Below are 21,103 nucleotides of genomic sequence, written 5' to 3' on the forward strand. Positions count from 1 at the left end.
CGGACCCCAATCACCTTTGACTGCTAAGAAAAACTTGACGAAGCCAAGCCTATGACGACGGCCTGAGCCTTAGTTTTTCTTATACCAGACACCTCTAATCTTTTTTTATTACACTTTCTTATTTGTACAAAAAAAGTCATCCGCATCCGGGATCGTCCTCAACGTCCGCATCAGTGAACGCGCAGCTGCTTCCGGAACACTTCCCTGACCACATAAGCAACGCCGTTCATCTCATTCGTCCGCGTCACCCAGTCCGCCTTCGCTTTCACATCGGGAGAGGCATTCCTCATCGCAACGCCGAGCCCTGCTTTTTCAATCATCTCCGCATCCTCCGGCCCGTCGCCGACCGCCACAATTTCATGAAGAGGAATGCCAAGTTGTCCGGCGAAAAAAAGCAGTCCGTTAAACTTTGACGTTCCCTGGCGTACCAATGTGATGTCGTGAATCGAGGGGCGGCTGACAGCGAGCGACGGAAAATAGTCACCCATCGCTTGTTCAATATCGTCCATTACTTTTTCATCTTTCAGTTTGATTTTTACATCCGTAGCACTCTCATAATTTTCCAAAAGATACTGGCTGAGCGTATCCACATAGGTCACCGGATAAAACAGCGGCTCATTCATACCGATGGTCATTTTAGCAATCAGATTTTTTTGGCGCGGCCTGTTGCTTATTGACAGCCGTTCATGGGAAATCTGAATCTGGCACGGATAGGTCTCCAGAAATTCAACAAGCTGCAGCAAGACGCTATGTTCGATTTTGCTTGTGTAGACCGGGTTATCCATTGAAGAAGACACGAATGCCCCATTATGCGTAATAATCGGATGAGTCAGTCTGAGCGAGCGAGCCACTTTGGCCGCAGAATGAAAGTGGCGTTCGGAAACAAGTGTGACGACAACGCCTTTTTTACGAGCGTACTGAATAACGTCTTTAGTCTGCCGGTCCAGTTTATTGCTGTTGGTCAAAAGGGTTCCATCGATGTCCAATGCAAGCAAGCGGTATACCAAGGTCCTCCCCCTTTTCGGAATCCAGATTCAATCCCCTATTCCTGTTCCCAGCATATGAAGCACGCCCAAGAAATAGAACAAGACCGGGGAAGGACGTCACGGTTAACTGCTCGCCTGCCGTCCGCGAACGCCGGCGATTATTGGCGCTGTTTCAGTAAAGAAGAAAAAGAAGTCCTTGGTACAAACCGAAATTGGTAATTATACCCCGCTCTCTTCTATCGGGAATAAGAGCTGCTCGGGAGTATCTAAGATGGACAGGATCGGCTCATCAGGAGATGATTGATCACCGCTTTTTTAAAAAATGGTTCCCTTTCTTCGCAGCAAAATAAGAGCGGCTTAACGCCGCTCTCTGTATATTTCTTAATCATTTCTTTTTTTATTTCTGATAGCCGCCAAATTGAGACTGAGCCTGAGCGACCAGACGTTTAGTAATTTCTCCTCCAACCGAGCCGTTCGCTCTGGAAGTCGTATCAGCCCCGAGGCTAACGCCAAATTCGCGGGCAATTTCCACTTTCATCTGATCAAGTGCTTGCTGTACACCTGGCACGAGTAATTGATTTGAATTTGCCATGTGTCTCACCTCCCTTGTAAGCCTATTTTGCTCCGCTTTCAAATTCTATATTCTGATTAACGGCTGGAAATTGTTAGCGGAGTGCTGCATTAAAAGGGACGAACACGAATGGCAAAAAGGATAAAGGGCAACGGAAGAAAAGACGAAGGCTGGGCGATCGGACGCTTTAATTTACTGGTTTTAATGCACCGGTTTTCGGGTCAATAACCAGGCCGTATACGGGCGTTCCTTCAGGAAGCAGCGGATGATTCTTTATGATCGATACGCTCTTCTGAACCTGCGCTTCAACCGATTGAAAACCGCCCAGCCACATGTTCAGGTCAATTCCGTCACTTTCAAGCGCGGTAAACACTTCTTCTCCGACTCCGCGATCTTTCATGTCCTGAATCATTTTTTCCGCTTCGAGACCATGCATACCGCACCCGGTATGACCGATCACATAAACCGCCTCGGACCCCAGTTCATACAGGGAGACAAGGATGCTCTTCATGGTGCTGCCGTACGAACCCTCAACCATTCCTCCGGCACATTTTACCATTACGGCATCTCCGTTTTTTATATTTAACGCTTTCGGGAGCAGTTCGACCAGTCGGCAATCCATACAGGTCACGATTGTCATTTTTTTTGCCGGGCGTCCGCCTGCTTCATATGGGACATAAGCTTTTTCTTCCACAAATTTTTGATTATATTCCAGAATTTCTTCCAACTGTGACACTTTTCATTTACCTCCGCTAATCATTATGTATCATCAACAATCATAGAGGAATTTGAAAAATGAATCCAGCCTCATGCTTGATTTCACGTCGTAAAAAATAAAAGCCGCTCCCCTGTTAAGGAGAGCAGCTTTTAAAAAAAGCGAATCACAGTTTAACGACGTTGGCTGCCTGCGGTCCGCGATTGCCTTCAACTACTTCAAATTCAACAGCCTGACCTTCATCAAGCGTCTTGAAGCCGTCGCCCGTAATAGCACTGAAGTGAACGAATACATCGTTTTCACCTTCAACTTCGATAAAACCGAAACCCTTGTCTGCATTAAACCACTTAACTTTACCTGTTTTCAAAACGTAAACCCCCTGTAAATTTGTCATATGCGCATGTTTTATTTGGAAAACGAGCTATGTCTGCTTACAACCATCATAAGCAAAACCTATCCCACCCATTAAAAAATTCACATATTATAAAAAGTATCAATAAAGTAGCTAAACATTGATAATCCTTTTATAACACGTGAATTATGAATGCCATCTTTATCACACGAACAAGTATAAAATTGGAACAAACAATCACTCACATTGATTCACAATAATTATATACGCACAATAAAAAAGTGTCAACATCCCGAAAAAGAAAAAGCACAATTACTTAATGTTATTATAACATACTGGTGTCCGTTCATCCTTAGATGCTTCAATGACTGATAACTTTTTGCGGCCTGTCCGCAAACTCGTCCTGCAGCAAATCGACAAGGCAGTAAATTTCATCCTCCGCCAATTGGATGTTCATTTCTTTTTCGATAACTTGGGAAGCGTTTTTGACCTTGGCAAGCATCCCTTTTTTTTCATCTGTGACCCCATCTTTGTATTGAAGAACTTCTCCCCTGACCGCACGTTCCAGAGCAAAAGCGCTGTGGACGACAATACGAAACGTGGTCGTATTTTTAAAATGGACATCCAACTCCTTCTGAAGGTTGTCACAGAAGTGCATCAAAGTTGAAATCGCGCGATAGGGATTCAGATAGGTCAGCATCATTTTCAAACTGTCTTCGCACAGTCCGCGGACGATCATGTCGGATTGTCCGTTTTTAATATGAATGCGTTCGTTCCTGATCGCCTGTTTGATCGTCAGCTGCCCCTCTCCTTCGATGAAATGTTCCAATGAAATGAAAGGCGCATTGATTCTCGGTTTTCTGACTCCGACCGACGCGATGATCGTATATTTCTTTTCCAGTTCCTGTACGTTTTGATTCAGACCATCGACAGACAGGGGAATGATTTTTATCGGTTCATCGGTGATGTCGCCGAGAAAAGTTTTAATCAACTCGTCTATTTTTTTCGCCGCACCTTGACCGCTGGAACAAATCGTCAGTATGGCTTTCGGTTTTCCCTGATTCTTGGATGCCTGAATGATTTCCTCTTCAACAGAATTCTGAGGGCTCTTCAGGGATGCCGCGATGGATTTCAAATCCATGTCCAGAAAATTGGCCTTCCGCACGGCATCGAGAACCATCGGCGTCGATACCCTATCAACTGCTTTCACTTCAATGTCGGACTTCTCCCTGATTTTTTCTTCAAAATAATAAAGCGATCCCATATCAACCAGCATCAATACCCCTTCTCCGCGATCCATCTGCCTGACGGCTGCCGCAATTTCGCCCAGGACGACTTTAAAGCTGATATCAAGAGGCATATCCACAGCCCTGATATTATAATCGCCAAGCAGCTCCTTCGTTACATTGACAATCGATGTCGCCGTGCTGTTCCCATGGGCCGCGACCACAATGCCGACCTTTCCCTTTTGATTCAGTTCATTTGCAGAGACAAGCAGGATTGCCAGATACATGACTTCGATCTTCGGAAGCCTGACTTTCAGTTTTTCTTCTATAATTTCCCTCATTTTCAAAGCGACCTGGTACTCGATCTCGTTTTCATCGATCAGCCTTCCGTGTGAAGACGAGGCCCCCGCATTCAGCCTGCTTTTTCTCTTCAGAAAACCATCGATATGGAAGCTGATAAAATAGAGAAATTTATCATTAAAGGTTTTGTGCAGCATGCTCTCGGCAAGCGACCTCAGTTCCTCGGCCAGGTTGATCACGCGCTCGTCCACCAGCTTGGACAGTTTCATGTTGGGCCTTTTCGTGACCTGCTGATAGAAACTTTTGATGTGCAGTTTGATATCCGTGGCTACAAAACGATTGATCTCGGCAGGATCCACATTTTCCTGCCTAAGCAGGTTCGCCTTATCCTCGATGATTTTGTACATATCAAAAGGAAGCTCATAAACGTCATCATCGACCAGTTCCTTGCTCCCCTCTCCTGTAATCACCGTTACTTTGCCTACTTCATTCGATATTTCTTCGTTCTCCCGGGCGTTCCGCGAAATGAGGCTTAATCCTTCTTTCATTTCCTGGGGCAGCATTTTAACATATAGATTCACATACGGACTGTCCATGCTGTCCAGAAATCCCTGTGCGCAGACAAACTGAATGTTTGACTTCAGTTGTCCGACATTCCCGAATGTTACACTGCCGATCAGCGCCTTGATCACATCTTCATTCACTTTAATATCCTTGTGAATCCTCTTTGCTTCTTTCGACAGTAAGTATTTGGTCAGATCCACCTTCTCTTTTGCCTGCCGTTCATGGAATGACGGCATTGTGATGGTGACCGGGATCCGCCTCAGGAATGTCTGAAGAAACGAGGAAGACGGGTCTTCCGTGGTCGCGGCAATAATCAGAACTTTGGCCTGCCTTCTTTTCTCCGTCTCGCCCAGCCTGTTATACCGCCCGGTGTCCATAAAATAGAAGATCATTTCCTGCCCCTCTGGCGGAAGACGGTGAACCTCATCAAGAAACAGGATGCCGCCGTCTGCTTTTTCCACCAGACCCTGTTTATCGCTTTCCGCCCCCGTAAAAGCGCCTTTGACATGGCCGAAAATCTGTGAAATCAAAAGCTGCGGATTATTATAGTAGTCCGCGCAGTTAAAAACGATAAAAGGTGAGTTTTTATCCATTCTTTTCATATACACGGCGTAGCTGTGCATCATGTGTGCGAACAGCGTCTTCCCTGAACCGGTAGGCCCGAGGATCAGCGTATGCAGGCCGCGCGGGGGATAAACGACAGCCGCTTTGGCCTGGCCCGTCAGTTTTTTCAGACTGCCGTCCGAACCAATCAGCAGGCTGAACGGGTCTTCGTCCTCGCCGATGTCCGCTTTTTCTCTGGCCAGGTAGAGTTCCTTTAATGAAGAAATATCTAATATCGTTTGATCAATAATATAGCCGTAATTTTTTTTAACCGTATCACGCGGGATGTACAGCACGGGACGTTTTTTAATTTTAATAACCTTTCCGAGCCGTACGAGATTGTTCAGCTCAAGGCTGACGTTGTTTCTCAGCATATCCAGATCGTCCGCAAGATCGTCTGCCGAAAAACCTTCCCGCTCCAGCAACTGGTCTTTCTTCAGGGCATCGCATTTCTCCTCCAGTTGTTGATAAATGCGGTCGATTCTTTTCATTTCTATTCCCCCGCAGTGAAAATTTATTCCCGAAAACAGCTTTTCCAGGCGGTCTAAAAAAAAACGGACCGAAAGTCACCGAAAACGATTTTAATTTCATTTTATCATAAGACACTATTAGTGTATTAATCAGGAAACAAAAATAGCATAATTACTTATATTCACGTAAAAAATAAAAAATAAAGTTCATTATTACTTGAATATAAAGATATAATGAATTACAATTACTTAAAAGGAGATGAATACAGTGTATCAAGAAGAGCGGCTGGTCAGTATTCTCGATTATTTGAAAGCGCATCAAAGTATGTCCGTAAATGAGATATGCGCACATTTTCAAATTTCGCGTGACACAGCCAGAAGAGATATTGTCAGACTGACCGAGCAGGGCGCGGCAATCCGGACGCATGGCGGCATTGCCCTACCCGATTTACAAAACACGGTATTGGCGTACCGCGAAAGGCTTCAGACTTTTTCCGGTGAAAAGATGCGCATTGGATCAATGGCGCTTTCGTTGATTCACGAAAAGGGCCACTATTTTTTTGATACATCAACTACAGTGTCATGCATGGCGAGACAGCTGGACATCGAGGTCGCCGTATACACTCACTCTCTGGATATTGCTGAAATTCTGTCCAATCAGACCCGATCAACCGTCTTTCTCTTTGGCGGGGCGCTTAACAAAGCAAACCGTTACCTGTTTGATATTGAAAGTGCCGGTCAGCTTGAACGAATCCATTTTGACTGTGCTTTTCTCGGCGCGGCGGCGATAACGGAGGACGGATTTTATTATGAAGATAAAGACGACGCTTTTATAAAAGGAACAGTCGCTTCCCGGTCCGACAAGACCGTTGTCCTTGCCGACAGCAAAAAATTTACAAAAAGGAGCCGTTTTAAAGGACTTGACTGGGAAAATGCCGACACACTGATCACCAATGAAAGACCTCCTGCACCCTTTATTCATTCGGAATCTATGCGCGGGACGGAACTCATGATTGCAGAAGCAGGCGGAAACGCTGTCTAAAGAGCTTAAAATGAATATCGGGGAGGAAATAAAATGACCATTAAACTTGTGTTCAGCGATATAGACGGAACGCTGCTCAACTCTAGCCATCAAATCAGCGAAAAAACACGACGGGCTGTCCATGATTTGTCTCGGAAAGGTATCCCCTTTATTTTGGTTTCGGCACGCATGCCGGACGGGATACTCCCTCTGCAGCATGAGCTTGGCATTTGCGATCCGGTCATCTGCTATGGCGGGGCGCTGATTCTTGATTCCAGGAAGTCGGACGGCCTGAGAAATGTGATGCTCAATGTTTCTATCGAGACAGATACCGTTCTGTATATTTATGATTTGATATGCAAACGCTTTCCAAATGTCAGTGTATCCGCCTACAGCCCCGATGAATGGTTCGTTCCTGAACCGGATAATGCCTGGATCGCACAGGAACAGGCCATCGCAGGCACTAAGGCACATCTTTTGCGATTTGCGGACAATGATATGGATAAAGATTTTCCCACAATTAACAAAGTTTTGTGCATGGGACCTCCCGCAGCCATTGATTCACTTGAAAAAGCGCTGGCCGAAAGCAAAGTGGGTGCCACGTTCTACAAATCGAAACCTTCTTATCTTGAGATTATTGCGAAAAGTGCCAACAAATCGGCGGCCGCGGCTCTGCTGACGGAATACTACCATGTTAAAAGGGAAGAAACCATGGCGTTCGGCGACAACTTCAACGATCTGGACTTGCTGCGCTTTGCCGGCGTCGGCGTTGCGATGGGCAATGCCCCGGATGAAGTAAAAGCCGCTGCAAACGTGGCTGCGCCATCCAACGATCAGGACGGAATCAAAAGTACTCTCGAAAAATACGATTTGATCGATCGGCTTTTATTCGAGCAATAGGTTGTCTGACTTTACTGCTGCGCGGTAAGCAAGATCGGGTAAATTTGAAGGGAATGATGCAAAGCGCTTACTGAGTATGAAACGGAGCAACTTTTCCCCGAATTGAAAAAAGCAGCTCCGTTTTTGGAAAAAAATCAAATGGATGAACGCACAGGATAAAACTTAAGAATGATTGGGATGAACTTCTGCCGGATTCGGATGAAGTTCCGGATTTCGGAACCCTTTTTGCGGCGCAGGAATGACGGCTTATACCTTCCATACGAACAACTCTTTGTTTCGCTGGTTTGCCCTTAAATGAAGACTGGTTGCTGTTATACGTCACGCCTGGAAAATTCATCCAGGAAGCGAAACAGCAATTTTTTATTAGCTTCGATTTTATCCGCCTGGCCGATCATTTTCTCAGCCCGCTCAATAAAAGGACCGGGGGTCAGCTCATTTTTCGAATGTTCGATCACGCCCCGAATATTTTTCTCAGCCATTTCGATATGAAACTGCAGGCCGGCTGCGTGATCATGGTAGAGGAATGCCTGATTTTCGCATGTTGCACTCGATGCCATTCGCTCCGCTCCCTCCGGCAGATCGAACGTGTCGCCATGCCAGTGAAACACGTCAAGTGTATCGGGGAAAACCCGGAACGGGCCCTTTCTGTTTGCCGGGAAAGAGATCGGAAACCAGCCGATCTCTTTTTCCTTTCCCGGATGTACCTTCCCGCCGAGACAATCGGCAAGCAGCTGCGCGCCAAGGCATACACCCAGAATCGGCATCCCGCGGTCCAGTGCGTTCCGGATGAATTTTTTCTCCTCGCGGAGCCAGGGATACTTTTCTTGCTCATAAATGTTCATGGGGCCGCCCATAATCACCAGTAAATCGATTTTTCCGATGTCCGGAAGCCGGAACGGTTCAAAAAAGTGCGTTCCACTGATTGCATGATGATTCTCTTCCGCCCAGGCGGCAATATTCCCGGGCGACTCAAATGGAACATGCTGGAAGTAATGGATGTGCATTTCGCCGTCAACTCCTTTAACTCATTTTTATGACGCAGGCCCTGCCGGTGAATTTTCGGACGCGCTGTTTCTGATACACAGGGCATGTGATACTATTATTATAAAGGATAATAAACGAACGAGAGGCCGTGCACCTGTGTGGTTACAGCTTTATTCAAAAAATGCGATGTCAAAGGAGAACAAACGTGTCAATAAAAAAAATATCTTTAATCGGTATGGGTGCCATCGGCTGCGCTTATGGAAGCAAACTGCATGATCTTGCACCGGAAAATCTCCACGTGATCGCGGACGGGGAGCGCATCAAGCGATACAGGGAAGACGGATTTATCATTAACGGCAAACCTTATTCCTTCAATTATGTGACCCCTGAAAACGAAACTGAACCGGCAGATCTTGTCATCATTGCCGTCAAGTTCACCCAGCTGCCGCAGGCCATCAGAGACATCCGCAACCATGTCGGCGAAAAGACCATCATTTTGTCCTTATTAAACGGCATCTCCAGCGAAGAAATGATCGCGGAAAGCTACGGCACAGACAAAATCCTTTACTCGCTCTGCAACGCTATCGACGCGAACAGGGAAGGCAACAACGTCGATTTTACAACCTACGGGATTATCTACTTTGGTGAAAAGACAAATACGGTTTATTCGGAGAAAGTGAACGCCGTGAAGAATTTGTTTGACCGGGCCGGCATTGATTATAAGATTCCCGAGAACATGATGCGTGCCCTATGGTACAAATTCATGGTCAACGTCGGTATCAATCAATCGTCCGCAGTCACCGGCGGACGTTACGGAACATTTCAGACCAACCAACAGGCCATCGATCTGATGATTTCAGCCATGCGGGAGATCATCAGCATCTCTGAAAAAGCCGGTATTGGATTGAATGAACAGGATATACAGAATCAGCTCGACATTTTCAAAAAGATGAATCCTGAGGGCCGGACATCCATGCTTCAGGATATTGAGAGCGGAAGAAAGACCGAGGTGGACATGTTTTCAGGAACGGTATGCAGGTTAGGCGAAAAATACGGCGTTCCGACTCCGGTTAACCGCACCTTGTACAGAATCATTAAGACACTTGAGTCGACCCGCCGATAAAGACTCTTCTGAATAATAAGCTAGAAAAAAAGTATTTACAAAAAAATCATAATTTTTTTATTTTTCGAAGGAATATTTGCAAAATTGTCGAATGTCTATATTAAAATAGAAGGCGAATCTTGAAACAGGTGTGAGCATTTTTCTTTTGCCGATTGGAAATCGTTGGTCTTTTAAGAGAAATTTAATTTTTTCATTCTTGGGCTGAGCTCTTTCTACTGAAAGAACTCAGTCCTTTTGCTGAAAAAACATAATCAAGGTGAAAACGATGCAATCTGTTCACAGTAAATGGCTAATTTATTGTATTTTTGTGATCCTTTGGAGTGGGGGAGCTATTTTTGTTGAATTAGGCCTCAAATTTGCCGATCCATTACCCTTTTTGATGTTACGCTTTTTAATTGCAACTGTACTTATGTGGACGTTTTGTCTATTTGTAAAGCCTTCTTTTCCAAAACAAGCATTTGAATGGCGGATGATTATTTTAACAGCCATCTTTCAACAAATCGGTTATCAATTTTTTTATTTTCTGGCGCTAGATAATCGTATTTCTCCTGGAGTTCTTACAATTATTCTGGGTGCACAACCCATTTTAACAGCTATTTTGATGAATGAAGGGACTAATAGATTTCAATGGATCGGTCTTTTATTTGGAATGATCGGCTTAACTTTTGTTGTTTGGCAACAAATTTTCAGCGGTACACTGTCTACTATTGGTATTTTATATAGCCTATTCTCTTTCCTGTCTATTACTGTCGGTACCATCCTACAAAAAAATGTTCATACCAATTTACCAATTAATGTATCCATTCAGTATACGTGCAGCTTTATTGCTTTCTCTACTTTCTCATTGTTTTTCCATTCGTTAAATGTAAGATGGACAGGGCTGTTTGTTCTTTCATTACTGTTTATGGCATTAGGGGTAACTGTAAGTGCAACATTACTTTTGTATTACATGATTAGCAAGGGAAAGTTGACGAACACTACAAGTATTTTTTATTGTGTCCCACCATTCACTGCGATACTGGATTACATTACTTTTGGTCACAAACTAAACGTACCGATTGTTATCGGCATGGTTTTGATTATTCTTGGAATGGTATTGATAAATCCTCAAAAAGTTTCAAAGCGCACTGTCAATCAATCCGAGATAATAAAAAAACACCTTTAAATGATCTGAACCCCAAAATAGTCCTCAGATTTGTGTCGTATGATCTGGACCTACATCCATGTTTGAAGTAAATCCTATTTTCGATGAATATTACTCAATATTTTAAGTATTGTTCCGACAAACTTAAGCCCACAGTTATCTGTGGGCTTAAGTTTTAATATTATTTTAGCCGGTTTAGCACGCATTACGTAAGAATCCAAAACCGCTTTGTTTTAAGTGAAGGGTGGTTTAGAATGAAGGACCCCATTTATCGTGCCGTTCAATCAAACATGTCTCCGAACATATCGAATACAGACTCTTTCTTTTTCTTTCGGGGGTAATGCGAATGTCCGTCATCGTCATGATACCTGTGATGCTCATGATCATCGTGCCCATGGTGCCGATCTTCATGCTCCCAGTCGTCGTCTCGCTCGTGCCATTGATTAAACGGCTGCCGGACTTCTTTTACTTGCTCCGTAATTTTTTCCAGCTCTCCGCGGTCCAGCCATATCCCCTTGCAATTCGGACAGATATCGATCATCACGCCGTACCGCTCCACTTCTTTCATCCGCACATCTTCACATACCGGACAATTCATCTCATCGCTCCCTTTCCGCAATACTTTTTCTAATCTGATTATATCAAAAAAGACGAGCATGCGTTTTCCTCAGCGGATCCTTCCCTAATGAAAAGCTGCTTCTGTGCTTATCCGTGCTGTATATTCATGAAAATATCAAGATGTGTTAATGTGAACAAATCGTCACAAATGATATGTAAGCGCTTTCGTATATTAAGATATAATATAAGCGTACCCGTTCAGGTAATTACTCTTTCAAGGAGGATGATAGCAATGGAAGCCGTAATGAAGGGCAACAAAAACAGTTCGGCATGGGACGGATTTGTCGAAGGCAACTGGAAAAGAGAGATAGACGTCCGTGACTTTATCATGAAAAATGTAACTTCCTATAATGGTGACGAATCATTTCTCGAAGGAGCGACAAAAGAAACAGAACTGCTTTGGAAACAAGTAATGCAGCTGTCCGAAGAAGAAAGGAAAAAAGGCGGCGTGCTGAATCTGGACACTGAAATTGTATCTACGATAACGTCGCATAAGCCCGGCTATCTGAATAAAGAAATTGAAAAGATTGTCGGCGTTCAGACGGATCAGCCGTTCAAACGCTCACTGATGCCTTATGGCGGCATACGCATGGCAAAACAGGCTTGCGAATCATACGGTTATAAGATGAGTGATGAACTGGAAAGAATTTTCACCGATTACCGCAAAACACATAATCAGGGCGTGTTCGACGCCTATACGGACGAAATGAAGCTCGCCCGCCACGTCGGCATCATTACCGGACTGCCGGACGCATACGGCCGCGGAAGAATCATCGGCGACTATCGCCGCGTCGCGCTCTATGGTGTCGACTATCTAATTAAACAGAAAAAGATTGACAAACAGAATACAAGCAGCAAAATGACGGAGGATGTCATCCGTCTCAGAGAAGAGCTGACGGAACAAATTCGTGCGCTGCAGGATTTGAAAACTATGGCGGCAAGCTACGGCTTCGATATTTCCGGACCGGCGAATAACGCGAAAGAAGCTTTTCAGTGGCTTTATTTCGGCTATCTCGCTTCCGTAAAAGAACAGAACGGAGCAGCGATGAGTCTTGGACGTACATCGACATTTTTGGATATTTATATTGAGAGAGATTTGTCCAAACATATTCTGACAGAATCGGAAGTCCAGGAACTGGTCGACCACTTCATCATGAAGCTCCGCCTTGTGAAATTTGCCCGCACACCGGATTATAATGAACTGTTTAGCGGTGACCCAACTTGGGTAACAGAATCAATAGGGGGCATGGCCGTTGACGGCCGGTCACTTGTTACCAAAAATTCATTTCGTTTCCTGCACACACTGGAAAATCTTGGACCTGCGCCCGAACCGAACCTGACCGTCCTCTGGTCAAAGCAGCTGCCCGGTGCATTCAAGAAATACTGTGCAAAGATTTCTATCAAGACAAGTGCGATTCAATACGAGAATGATGATCTGATGCGTGTGGAATACGGAGACGATTACGGCATTGCCTGCTGTGTATCCGCGATGCGTATCGGAAAACAGATGCAGTTCTTCGGCGCCCGCGCCAATCTGGCAAAGACTCTGCTTTACGCAATCAACGGCGGCGTCGATGAAGTTAAAAAAGTTCAGGTCGCACCGCCTTTTTCTCCTGTTAAAAGTGATGTGCTTGATTATGATGATGTGATGGCGAAATTCGACCGGATGATGGATTGGCTGGCCGATCTTTATATCAATACGCTTAATGTGATTCACTACATGCATGATAAATATTGCTATGAACGCAGTGAAATGGCGCTTCATGACACGCAGATTCTGCGTACGATGGCTACAGGTATTGCGGGGCTGAGCGTAGCCGCCGACTCCCTGAGCGCGATTAAATATGCGAAGGTCCATGTCGTACGCGATGAGGACGGTCTGGCTGTAGGTTTTAACACGGAAGGCGATTTTCCAAAGTACGGCAACAACGATGAACGCGTGGATTCCATTGCCGTTGATCTGGTCAAACGCTTCATGACGAAGCTGAACAAGAACGCAACCTATCGTGAGTCAGTACCTACTCTTTCGATTCTGACGATCACATCCAATGTCGTCTATGGAAAGAAAACGGGAAATACACCGGACGGACGCCAACTGGGCGAACCTTTTGCCCCGGGCGCCAATCCGATGCACGGACGCGACACAAAAGGAGCGCTTGCGTCTCTGACTTCTGTCGCAAAACTTCCGTACCGCTATGCAATGGACGGTATTTCAAACACATTCTCGATTGTGCCTCAGGCACTCGGAAAAGAACAGGAAACAAGAGTTGCAAACTTGATAGCCATGCTTGACGGCTATGCTGAGAAAGGGGGTCATCATATCAATATCAACGTGTTTAACCGTGAGACGCTGCTTGATGCTATGGATCACCCTGAAAAGTATCCGCAACTGACCATTCGTGTGTCCGGTTATGCCGTTAACTTTATTAAACTTACCCGTGAGCAGCAGCTCGAAGTCGTTCACCGCACATTCCATGAATCGATTTGAGCAGCGTGTCCGGCAGAGTGATGAAGCAACCGGGAGGGGGGTAACATGGTTACGGGCAATATCCACTCAATTGAATCTTTCGGCACGGTCGACGGACCGGGTATCCGCTTTGTCGTGTTCGTGCAGGGCTGCCCCCTGCGCTGCAAATACTGCCACAATGTCGACACCCGAGAAATCGGTACCGGAAAATCGATTAGCGTTGAACAGATTGTCAGCGAGTTAAAAGATTATCTTCCGTTTATTCAGTCGTCCGGCGGAGGCATAACGGTCAGCGGCGGAGAACCCCTGCTGCAGATGCCGTTTCTTACAGAGCTGTTCAAAGCTTGTAAAGCTCTCGGTGTCCATACGGCGATTGATACATCCGGAGGCTGTTATGTCGATGCGCCTTTTTTCCACAGAGCTTTTGATGAATTGGCTAACTATACGGATCTGGTCATATTGGATCTAAAAGAGATTGATTCAGATAAGCATAAGTGGCTGACCGGCCTGCCAAACAAGAACATTCTCGCCTTTGCCCGGCTTCTGGCAGAAAAGAAAATACCGGTCTGGATCCGCCACGTACTCGTTCCCGGAGTTACCGATTCTGAGAGCGATCTCGACAGGCTCGGCAAATTCATCGGCACACTTGATAACGTCGAACGTGTTGAAATTCTTCCCTACCATAAAATGGGCATCTATAAATGGGAGGCACTCGGACTCGACTATGCGTTGAAAGAAGTCCAGCCCCCTTCCTCTCAGGATCTCAAACGAGCTTATCGTCTGCTCCGGCAGAATCTTGATGAAGGTTTGGTTGCAATTCCTGAGTAATAAATTAACGTTCTGCAAGCCTATAAAGCTTGCAGATTTTTTTTGTCTTATATGATATTAACCGTGTTATTGTTAAATTATTGCATCTAAACAACAGTTAGACTATGATACAAAAAAAGAATGATCCGGAGGAAGAAAAGTTGAACTCATTGCTCGATCAGATCAAAAATCGCTTAGAACAATTATCAGATGCCGAAAAAATAGTAGGTACTTATATCATTAAATATCCTGAAAATGTTCCTAATATGACAGCCAAAGATTTATCGATAAAAACAGGGGTCAGTCCCGCGAGTGTCGTGCGTTTTTTTAAATCGATCGGTGCGGCAAGCTTCAAAAAATTTAAGCTTGAACTGGTTAAGGAATTAACTTTATCAGAGAACGATCTGACCGATTTTTCCATTCTTCAAAAGAAAGACTCACCCTATGAACTTTTTTACAAAGTGACAAAACTCAATCAGAATGCTCTCGAATCAACACAACTCTCACTTGAACGAAAAAATTTTGAAAAAGGGGTGGATGCATTAAAAAATGCTGATAAAATTACATTTTTCGGAGTCGGTGGTTCGGCGATCGCAGCAATCGACGGAAGTTATAAGTTCTCACGGCTTGGTTTTCATTCCACGATGATGTCGGATTTTCATCAAATTGCCGCCACGATTCCCTATCTCACTAAATCTTCCGTATTTGTTGCGATCAGTATGTCCGGAAAAACTAAAGACGTACTTGAACTTGCACAGCTTGCAAAAAAGAATAGCGCGTTAGTTGTGGCAATAACAAATGCTCAAAAATCACCGCTTTTCAAGCTCGCAGATATTCAATTATGTACCCCCATTGTTGAACAGGACTTTCGGATAGGAAGCATTGCCTCAACCATGACACAACTCAATATTATCGATGCCTTATACTTAAGTGTTTTTCACCTGCTCGGTGATCAAGTGATCAGTCAGTATCGAGAAGCGCGCGAGGCCGTCATTCGACTCAGAAGATAAAGTTAAACGGCTCTTTTTTTTTTTTCATAAATTAGATTATTTGTTTCGTTATTTTTTATAATATTATTGACTTTTAGTTTCAATTGAATAGAATATTAAGAAGAAAATAAATTAAGAAAACAACAAAGGTGTGTTTTAAGTGATCGATCATTTGTCTACAGAAAAGCGCAATGAGAAGACCATGAATCTTGACACCATGTCTATTCATGACTTATTGACCACGATGAATCATGAAGACCGGACCGTGCCCCAGGCTGTCGGAAATGTACTGAACGCTGTCGAGCAAGCGGTTCAGTGTGTCGTTAAGTCTTTTAAATCGGGCGGCCGCCTGATTTATCTGGGCGCAGGAACAAGCGGACGGCTGGGCGTATTGGACGCTGCGGAGTGCCCTCCGACATTTAGTGTCTCTTCGAACATGGTTCAGGGGATCATTGCAGGGGGTGAAAAAGCATTAACTCACGCTGTTGAAGGCATAGAAGACAATGAAAAATTAGGAGGTGAAGATCTTAAAGCATTATCTATCTCCGAATGGGATACGATTGTAGGTATCGCAGCAAGCGGAAGAACGCCTTATGTCATCGGTGGATTAAAATATGCTCAAAAAGCGGGGGCAAAGACAATTAGTCTTTCTTGTAATAAAAATGCTGAAATCAGCAGATACGCGAATGTCAAGATTGAGATTGAGACCGGACCTGAAGTCTTGACCGGGTCGACCCGCCTGAAGGCTGGAACTGCGCAAAAACTGGTTCTTAATATGATTTCAACGGCTTCAATGGTCCAAATAGGAAAAGTTTATAAGAATCTAATGGTCGACGTGCAGCCAACAAATCAAAAATTAATTGATCGCGCTGAACGAATCATTATGCAGGCAACAGATATCGAACGGGAAACAGCCAGGAAATATTTTGAAATGGCTCACCATGACGTTAAAGCGGCAATCGTGATGAATCTGCTGAACTGCTCATATGATGAGGCAAGAAATCATTTAAAACATGCAAATGGTTTTATTCGAGAAACGTTGCAGGAGGGATCATAAATAATGAAAAAAGAAGAACAGATGGCGGTCTCTATTTTGGAGAACATAGGCGGCAATGAAAATATTCGTAAAATTATGCACTGTCAGACACGTTTGCGTCTCTCTATTAAAAATGATCAACTCGCAGACATCGCCAAATTAAAAAAAATTGACGGTGTGATGGGCGTTGTTAATGACGAGACGCTGCAAATTGTTGTCGGTCCGGGCATCGTCAATAAAGTCGCTGCAGAACTGAGTAAATTAACAGATCTGGGTATCGGGGAAGAGGCTGGACCCAACCATGAAGATTTAACTCTTGAGGAGAAAGCCGCACTCAAAAAGGAATCGATTAAGAGTAAAAATAAGACTCCCATTAAAAATTTACTGAGAAAAATCGGAAATATATTCATACCTTTAATTCCCGGATTGGTTGCTTCCGGTCTCATCAGCGGAATTGCCAATTTTGCTATCAACGCAGGTGCCAATCCTAAGGCAACCTGGCTGTCTATTTTACTTGTCATCGGGAGCAGCATTTTTACGTTTCTTGCTATTTTAGTAGGCTGGAATACTGCAAAAGAATTTAATGGGACTCCTGTACTTGGAGCGATTATGGGAATGATTTTATTTAATCCGCTATTAGCCAATATTCAGATTTACGGGTCTCCGCTCACTCCGGGGCGCGGCGGACTATTCGGTGTTATTTTTGCGGCATGGTTGATAACGGTTATTGAAAAACAAGTACGAAAAGTTATTCCTACTAGCATCGATATTATTCTGACGCCTTTAATTTCTGTCCTGATTGTCGGTCTCTTGTCCTTATATGCCGTTCAACCTTTGTTCGGTGTGTTTACTGATGGCATAACAAACGGTATTCAAGCAATACTGAATGTCGGCGGGGTTGTTGCCGGTGCCTTATTGTCCGGATTTTTTCTCCCTCTCGTCATGGTCGGTTTGCACCAAGGTTTAACTCCGATTCATCTGGACTTGATCCATAGATATGGGTTCACAAGCCTGCTCCCTGTATTGGCCATGGCAGGCGCAGGGCAGGTCGGCGCCGCAATTGCCATTTATGTAAAAACAAAAAACCAAAAATTGCGCGATAACATCAAGGGCGGCCTGCCTGTTGGTTTTCTGGGTATCGGAGAACCGCTTCTATATGGTGTGACGTTGCCCCTGGGAAGACCGTTTGTCACTGCATGTATCGGCGCTGCTTTCGGGGGTGCCTTCCAGGCAGTGATGCGTACCGGGGCAGTTGGCATTGGCGTGTCCGGACTGTCACTGATTCCTCTGATCGCTCAAAACAAGTACATCTATTACATCATCGGTCTTCTGCTCGCTTATGCCGGCGGCTTTATCTTCACATACTTTTTCGGATATAATGAAAAAATGGCTGAAAACATTGAGTAGTAGAATTAAAGTAAAATTCGATGATCTTGTTGAATGGAGCAGGCTGAAAGAAATGGATCTGCTTCATTTCTTTTTTTTGCAAGTTCTATATTAGAAAACTGGGCGAAGCTAAGCCCTGGCGTAGACTGAGCCTTAGTTGCGGGGGCCAGGACGGCCTAATGCCGAACATGCCGCAGGACGCGGCGATCTGTTCGGTCGCTTACACTATAATCCTTAAAATTTTATACTTTCCTATAGTGCAATGAAAGATCGAAAAGAGAAAATGGGGGCGATTACCATGCTGGGATTCTCTGTTTATTTAAATGAATCTTTGAAAAAACAGGAAAAAGTCATTGAAAGCTATAGAGCTCGCGGATTTAATATGGTTTTCACTTCTTTGCATATTCCAGAAGAAGATTCATCAACTTATCGTGAAAGATTGTACGCACTCGGGAAAATAACCGGAGGATTGAAAATGGGACTGATGATGGACATAGCCTCTGATTCTTTTTCCTGTTTAGGCTTGTCTTTACATGAAGCTGAGCAACTATCCGATCTGGGTGTCACAGGTCTCCGATTAGATGAAGGATTCGACGAACAGACAACTGCCGATCTGTCTGGCAAGATATCGATCGCGCTTAATGCCAGTAGATTGACACCAGAATCATTGAATCAAATGAAAGGATACGGAATGGATGTTGACCGAGTCAGTGCGTGGCACAACTTTTACCCGCGTCCGGAAACCGGTCTCGACAGAACTGCCTTTCGCAGCATGAATAAGATGCTTCAGCAGGAAGGCCTGTCAATCGCTGCCTTCTTCCCAGGAGATAAGGTATTCCGCGGGCCGCTATATCAAGGTCTGCCAACTCTTGAAGACCATCGATACGTATCCCCTTTTTCCGCATATGCCGACCTGCTGCTCAGAGAGAAAATTGATGATATCGTATTAGGCGATCCTGAGTTGACTGAAGATTCTCTTCAGCAATTTTCCTCCTGGGAAAAAAGAGTCTTCCTGCTTCGGGCTAATCCTGAAACTGATGACCGGAATCTTCTGCAAGCCGCTTCAGCTGTTCAAAGCAATCGCACTGATGAAGCGCGTGACTGTATTCGTTCGAGAGAATCGAGACAGCTGCCTTTAACAAGCCCGCCTGTTGTACCTTTTAATACACGTCAAAGAAGAACAGGGTCTATCACGATTGATAATGAACTTTATAAAAGATATCAGGGAGAAATTCAGATTGTCAAGAAGGACTTGCCCGCCGACCCTAAGGTCAACGTCATCGGACACGTCATCGAAGCGGATCTGCCCCTGCTTTCTTTAATTCATGGCGGCGATTCATTTCAAATTAAATGGGTCAATGAGAGTTAGAGCAATCTGGCCCGAAGAAGCATGATAACGCCGCTTGGATTTGGAAACAATTTATCTCCACTTTTTACTCCTATGGTGATTCTTCAAAGAATGTACCCTCACGACGGTCGATATATTTCCGTGAAGGCCGTTATACCCTCACGACGGATGATATACTGCCCGCCTTTATAGACTTCTTTATTCATGATCCGGAACCTTGCTCAGGATCAGACCTCCAATGATAAAAAGGACGGCCACACTGAGTATGCCTACATTCGTTCTGCCTGACAGCTGAGTCGTGGCAGCCAGAAGAAGCGGCCCCAGGACCGTTGAAAACTTGCCGAAGATGCTGTAAAAGCCAAAGAACTCATTGGCCGACTCCTTGGGTACCAGCTTCGCAAAATAGGAACGGCTGATTGCCTGAATGCCGCCCTGCGATGTGGCGACGAGCATTGCCAGAATCCAGAAGTCCAGGGCCGTCTTCATGAAATAGGCATAGACGCACACGACAATATAGACGGCGATGCCGCTGTAAAGCATCTTTTTGGCACCAAATAAATAGGAAAGGCGTCCGTAGAGCACGGCAAACGGGGCAGCAACCCATTGAGTCACCAGCAGAATCAAAAGAAGCTGAGCCGCTCCGATGCCAAGATCGGTTCCAAATGAAGTGGACATTGTGATGACGGTACCGACGCCGTCAATAAAGAAAAAATAGGCTAATAGAAAAAGGAAGACAGAAGGATAGCTTTTTACCGATTTAATGGTATGAAACAGACGCCGAAAACTGGTTGCAATTGGTCTTGGCACTCGTTCAACAAAATAGCGCTGTTTGACGTTTTTCAAAAAGGGGATAGTGAATAAACCCCACCAAAGCGCCGTAATCGCAAATGACAGCCTGCTCGCCGTACCGACAGTAATCGGAAGCCTGCCGTTCTGAGCCAGCATAACGATCGCTATGCAAAAAATGAAAGGAATCGAGCCTCCGATATAGCCGAGCGCGAACCCCCTGGCAGAGACTTGATGCATCCGTTCATTAGATGTGACATCGACAAGAAAGGCATTGTAAAAAACATTCGCCCCGGTGGATCCAATTAAAGCAATAAAATAGCAGACTAGGATCGCCGCCCACTGGGTCGCCGAAATCCAGGTGAGAAGTGCGGTGAATAGAACGCCGAGCAAGAAGAAACCTGTAAAAAAGCGTTTTTTATATCCCCTGAAGTCCGCAATCGTTCCCAAAATCGGAGCAAGCAGAGCAATGATCAGTGTGGCAAAAGAATTTACATAGCCCCATATAGCGGTTGATTCAGGTCCGCTCATGCCCGCTCCCGCCGCCGCGGATTTAAAGTAGATAGGGAGCAGCGCCGTCATCATGACAATCGAAAAGACTGTTGCTGCCCAGTCATAAAGCATCCAGCTTGTTTCTTCCCGGGACGGCTTTTTCATTGAATACTTCCCCGTTTCCATTTTAATTGAATTGCCAGGATACTAGAATT

General features: G+C 44.9%; 18 protein-coding genes. 10 read left to right on the forward strand and 8 right to left on the reverse strand.

What is annotated here, in order from left to right; translation table 11 throughout:
* Positions 1-170: 170 nt before the first annotated feature.
* From IEX81_RS01845 to IEX81_RS01865, 5 genes are all read right to left on the reverse strand, one after another.
* A complete protein-coding gene (locus IEX81_RS01845; protein WP_188801293.1) occupies positions 171-1,007 on the reverse strand; it encodes a Cof-type HAD-IIB family hydrolase in 837 nt (278 codons plus the stop codon).
* A gap of 376 nt (positions 1,008-1,383) precedes the next feature.
* The gene (locus tag IEX81_RS01850; protein ID WP_188801294.1) at positions 1,384-1,578 is read right to left on the reverse strand and encodes an alpha/beta-type small acid-soluble spore protein; all 195 of its coding nucleotides are present in this window, start codon (positions 1,576-1,578) and stop codon (positions 1,384-1,386) included.
* A 166-nt stretch (positions 1,579-1,744) separates the two neighbouring features.
* On the reverse strand, positions 1,745-2,293 hold the full coding sequence (locus tag IEX81_RS01855) for a beta-class carbonic anhydrase (RefSeq protein ID WP_188801296.1): 549 nt from the start codon (positions 2,291-2,293) through the stop codon (positions 1,745-1,747).
* A 145-nt stretch (positions 2,294-2,438) separates the two neighbouring features.
* Positions 2,439-2,639, reverse strand: coding sequence for a cold-shock protein (locus tag IEX81_RS01860; RefSeq protein WP_188801298.1), 201 nt, complete (start codon positions 2,637-2,639; stop codon positions 2,439-2,441).
* 346 nt (positions 2,640-2,985) lie between these two features.
* Positions 2,986-5,808, reverse strand: coding sequence for a sigma-54-dependent transcriptional regulator (locus tag IEX81_RS01865; protein ID WP_188801300.1), 2,823 nt, complete (start codon positions 5,806-5,808; stop codon positions 2,986-2,988).
* A gap of 247 nt (positions 5,809-6,055) precedes the next feature.
* Here IEX81_RS01865 and IEX81_RS01870 point away from each other — a divergent pair, with 247 nt between their 5' ends.
* Positions 6,056-6,829: a DeoR/GlpR family DNA-binding transcription regulator gene (locus IEX81_RS01870; protein ID WP_188801302.1), complete on the forward strand. Its 774-nt coding sequence runs from the start codon at positions 6,056-6,058 to the stop codon at positions 6,827-6,829.
* 33 nt (positions 6,830-6,862) lie between these two features.
* A complete protein-coding gene (locus tag IEX81_RS01875) occupies positions 6,863-7,708 on the forward strand; it encodes a Cof-type HAD-IIB family hydrolase (RefSeq protein WP_188801304.1) in 846 nt (281 codons plus the stop codon).
* Positions 7,709-8,019: 311 nt separating this feature from the next.
* Here the strand turns inward: IEX81_RS01875 and IEX81_RS01880 are convergent, their stop codons facing one another.
* The gene (locus tag IEX81_RS01880; RefSeq protein ID WP_188801306.1) at positions 8,020-8,712 is read right to left on the reverse strand and encodes a type 1 glutamine amidotransferase; all 693 of its coding nucleotides are present in this window, start codon (positions 8,710-8,712) and stop codon (positions 8,020-8,022) included.
* 185 nt (positions 8,713-8,897) lie between these two features.
* Between IEX81_RS01880 and IEX81_RS01885 the strand changes: the two genes are divergently transcribed.
* Both IEX81_RS01885 and IEX81_RS01890 read left to right on the forward strand, forming a co-directional pair.
* Positions 8,898-9,815, forward strand: a complete 918-nt coding sequence (locus IEX81_RS01885) for a ketopantoate reductase family protein (protein WP_229727426.1) — start codon at positions 8,898-8,900, stop codon at positions 9,813-9,815.
* A gap of 265 nt (positions 9,816-10,080) precedes the next feature.
* Positions 10,081-10,980 carry a DMT family transporter gene (locus tag IEX81_RS01890; RefSeq protein ID WP_188801310.1) on the forward strand — a complete coding sequence of 300 codons (900 nt, stop codon included), beginning with the start codon at positions 10,081-10,083 and terminating at the stop codon, positions 10,978-10,980.
* A gap of 259 nt (positions 10,981-11,239) precedes the next feature.
* Here IEX81_RS01890 and IEX81_RS01895 read toward each other — a convergent pair whose 3' ends face one another.
* Complete coding sequence (locus tag IEX81_RS01895; RefSeq protein WP_188801312.1) at positions 11,240-11,557, reverse strand: TFIIB-type zinc ribbon-containing protein; 318 nt, start codon at positions 11,555-11,557, stop codon at positions 11,240-11,242.
* Positions 11,558-11,821: 264 nt separating this feature from the next.
* Here IEX81_RS01895 and pflB point away from each other — a divergent pair, with 264 nt between their 5' ends.
* The 6 genes from pflB to IEX81_RS01925 all read left to right on the forward strand — a co-directional run bounded on the left by pflB (position 11,822) and on the right by IEX81_RS01925 (position 19,631).
* Positions 11,822-14,065, forward strand: coding sequence for a formate C-acetyltransferase (gene pflB, locus IEX81_RS01900; protein WP_188801432.1), 2,244 nt, complete (start codon positions 11,822-11,824; stop codon positions 14,063-14,065).
* Between the two features lie 45 nt (positions 14,066-14,110).
* Positions 14,111-14,872: a pyruvate formate-lyase-activating protein gene (gene pflA / locus IEX81_RS01905; protein WP_188801315.1), complete on the forward strand. Its 762-nt coding sequence runs from the start codon at positions 14,111-14,113 to the stop codon at positions 14,870-14,872.
* A gap of 140 nt (positions 14,873-15,012) precedes the next feature.
* The gene (locus IEX81_RS01910; RefSeq protein ID WP_188801317.1) at positions 15,013-15,861 is read left to right on the forward strand and encodes a MurR/RpiR family transcriptional regulator; all 849 of its coding nucleotides are present in this window, start codon (positions 15,013-15,015) and stop codon (positions 15,859-15,861) included.
* A 139-nt stretch (positions 15,862-16,000) separates the two neighbouring features.
* Positions 16,001-16,897 carry an N-acetylmuramic acid 6-phosphate etherase gene (gene murQ / locus IEX81_RS01915; RefSeq protein ID WP_188801319.1) on the forward strand — a complete coding sequence of 299 codons (897 nt, stop codon included), beginning with the start codon at positions 16,001-16,003 and terminating at the stop codon, positions 16,895-16,897.
* Between the two features lie 3 nt (positions 16,898-16,900).
* Positions 16,901-18,283: a PTS transporter subunit EIIC gene (locus tag IEX81_RS01920; RefSeq protein ID WP_188801322.1), complete on the forward strand. Its 1,383-nt coding sequence runs from the start codon at positions 16,901-16,903 to the stop codon at positions 18,281-18,283.
* Positions 18,284-18,560: 277 nt separating this feature from the next.
* Positions 18,561-19,631 (forward strand): DUF871 domain-containing protein, encoded by a 1,071-nt coding sequence (locus IEX81_RS01925; protein WP_188801324.1) that lies wholly within the window; start codon positions 18,561-18,563, stop codon positions 19,629-19,631.
* A 177-nt stretch (positions 19,632-19,808) separates the two neighbouring features.
* Here IEX81_RS01925 and IEX81_RS01930 read toward each other — a convergent pair whose 3' ends face one another.
* Complete coding sequence (locus IEX81_RS01930) at positions 19,809-21,053, reverse strand: MFS transporter (RefSeq protein ID WP_188801326.1); 1,245 nt, start codon at positions 21,051-21,053, stop codon at positions 19,809-19,811.
* Between the last annotated feature and the right edge of the window lie 50 nt (positions 21,054-21,103).

This window comes from Sporolactobacillus putidus, from assembly GCF_014647035.1.
GTDB lineage: Bacteria > Bacillota > Bacilli > Bacillales > Sporolactobacillaceae > Sporolactobacillus > Sporolactobacillus putidus.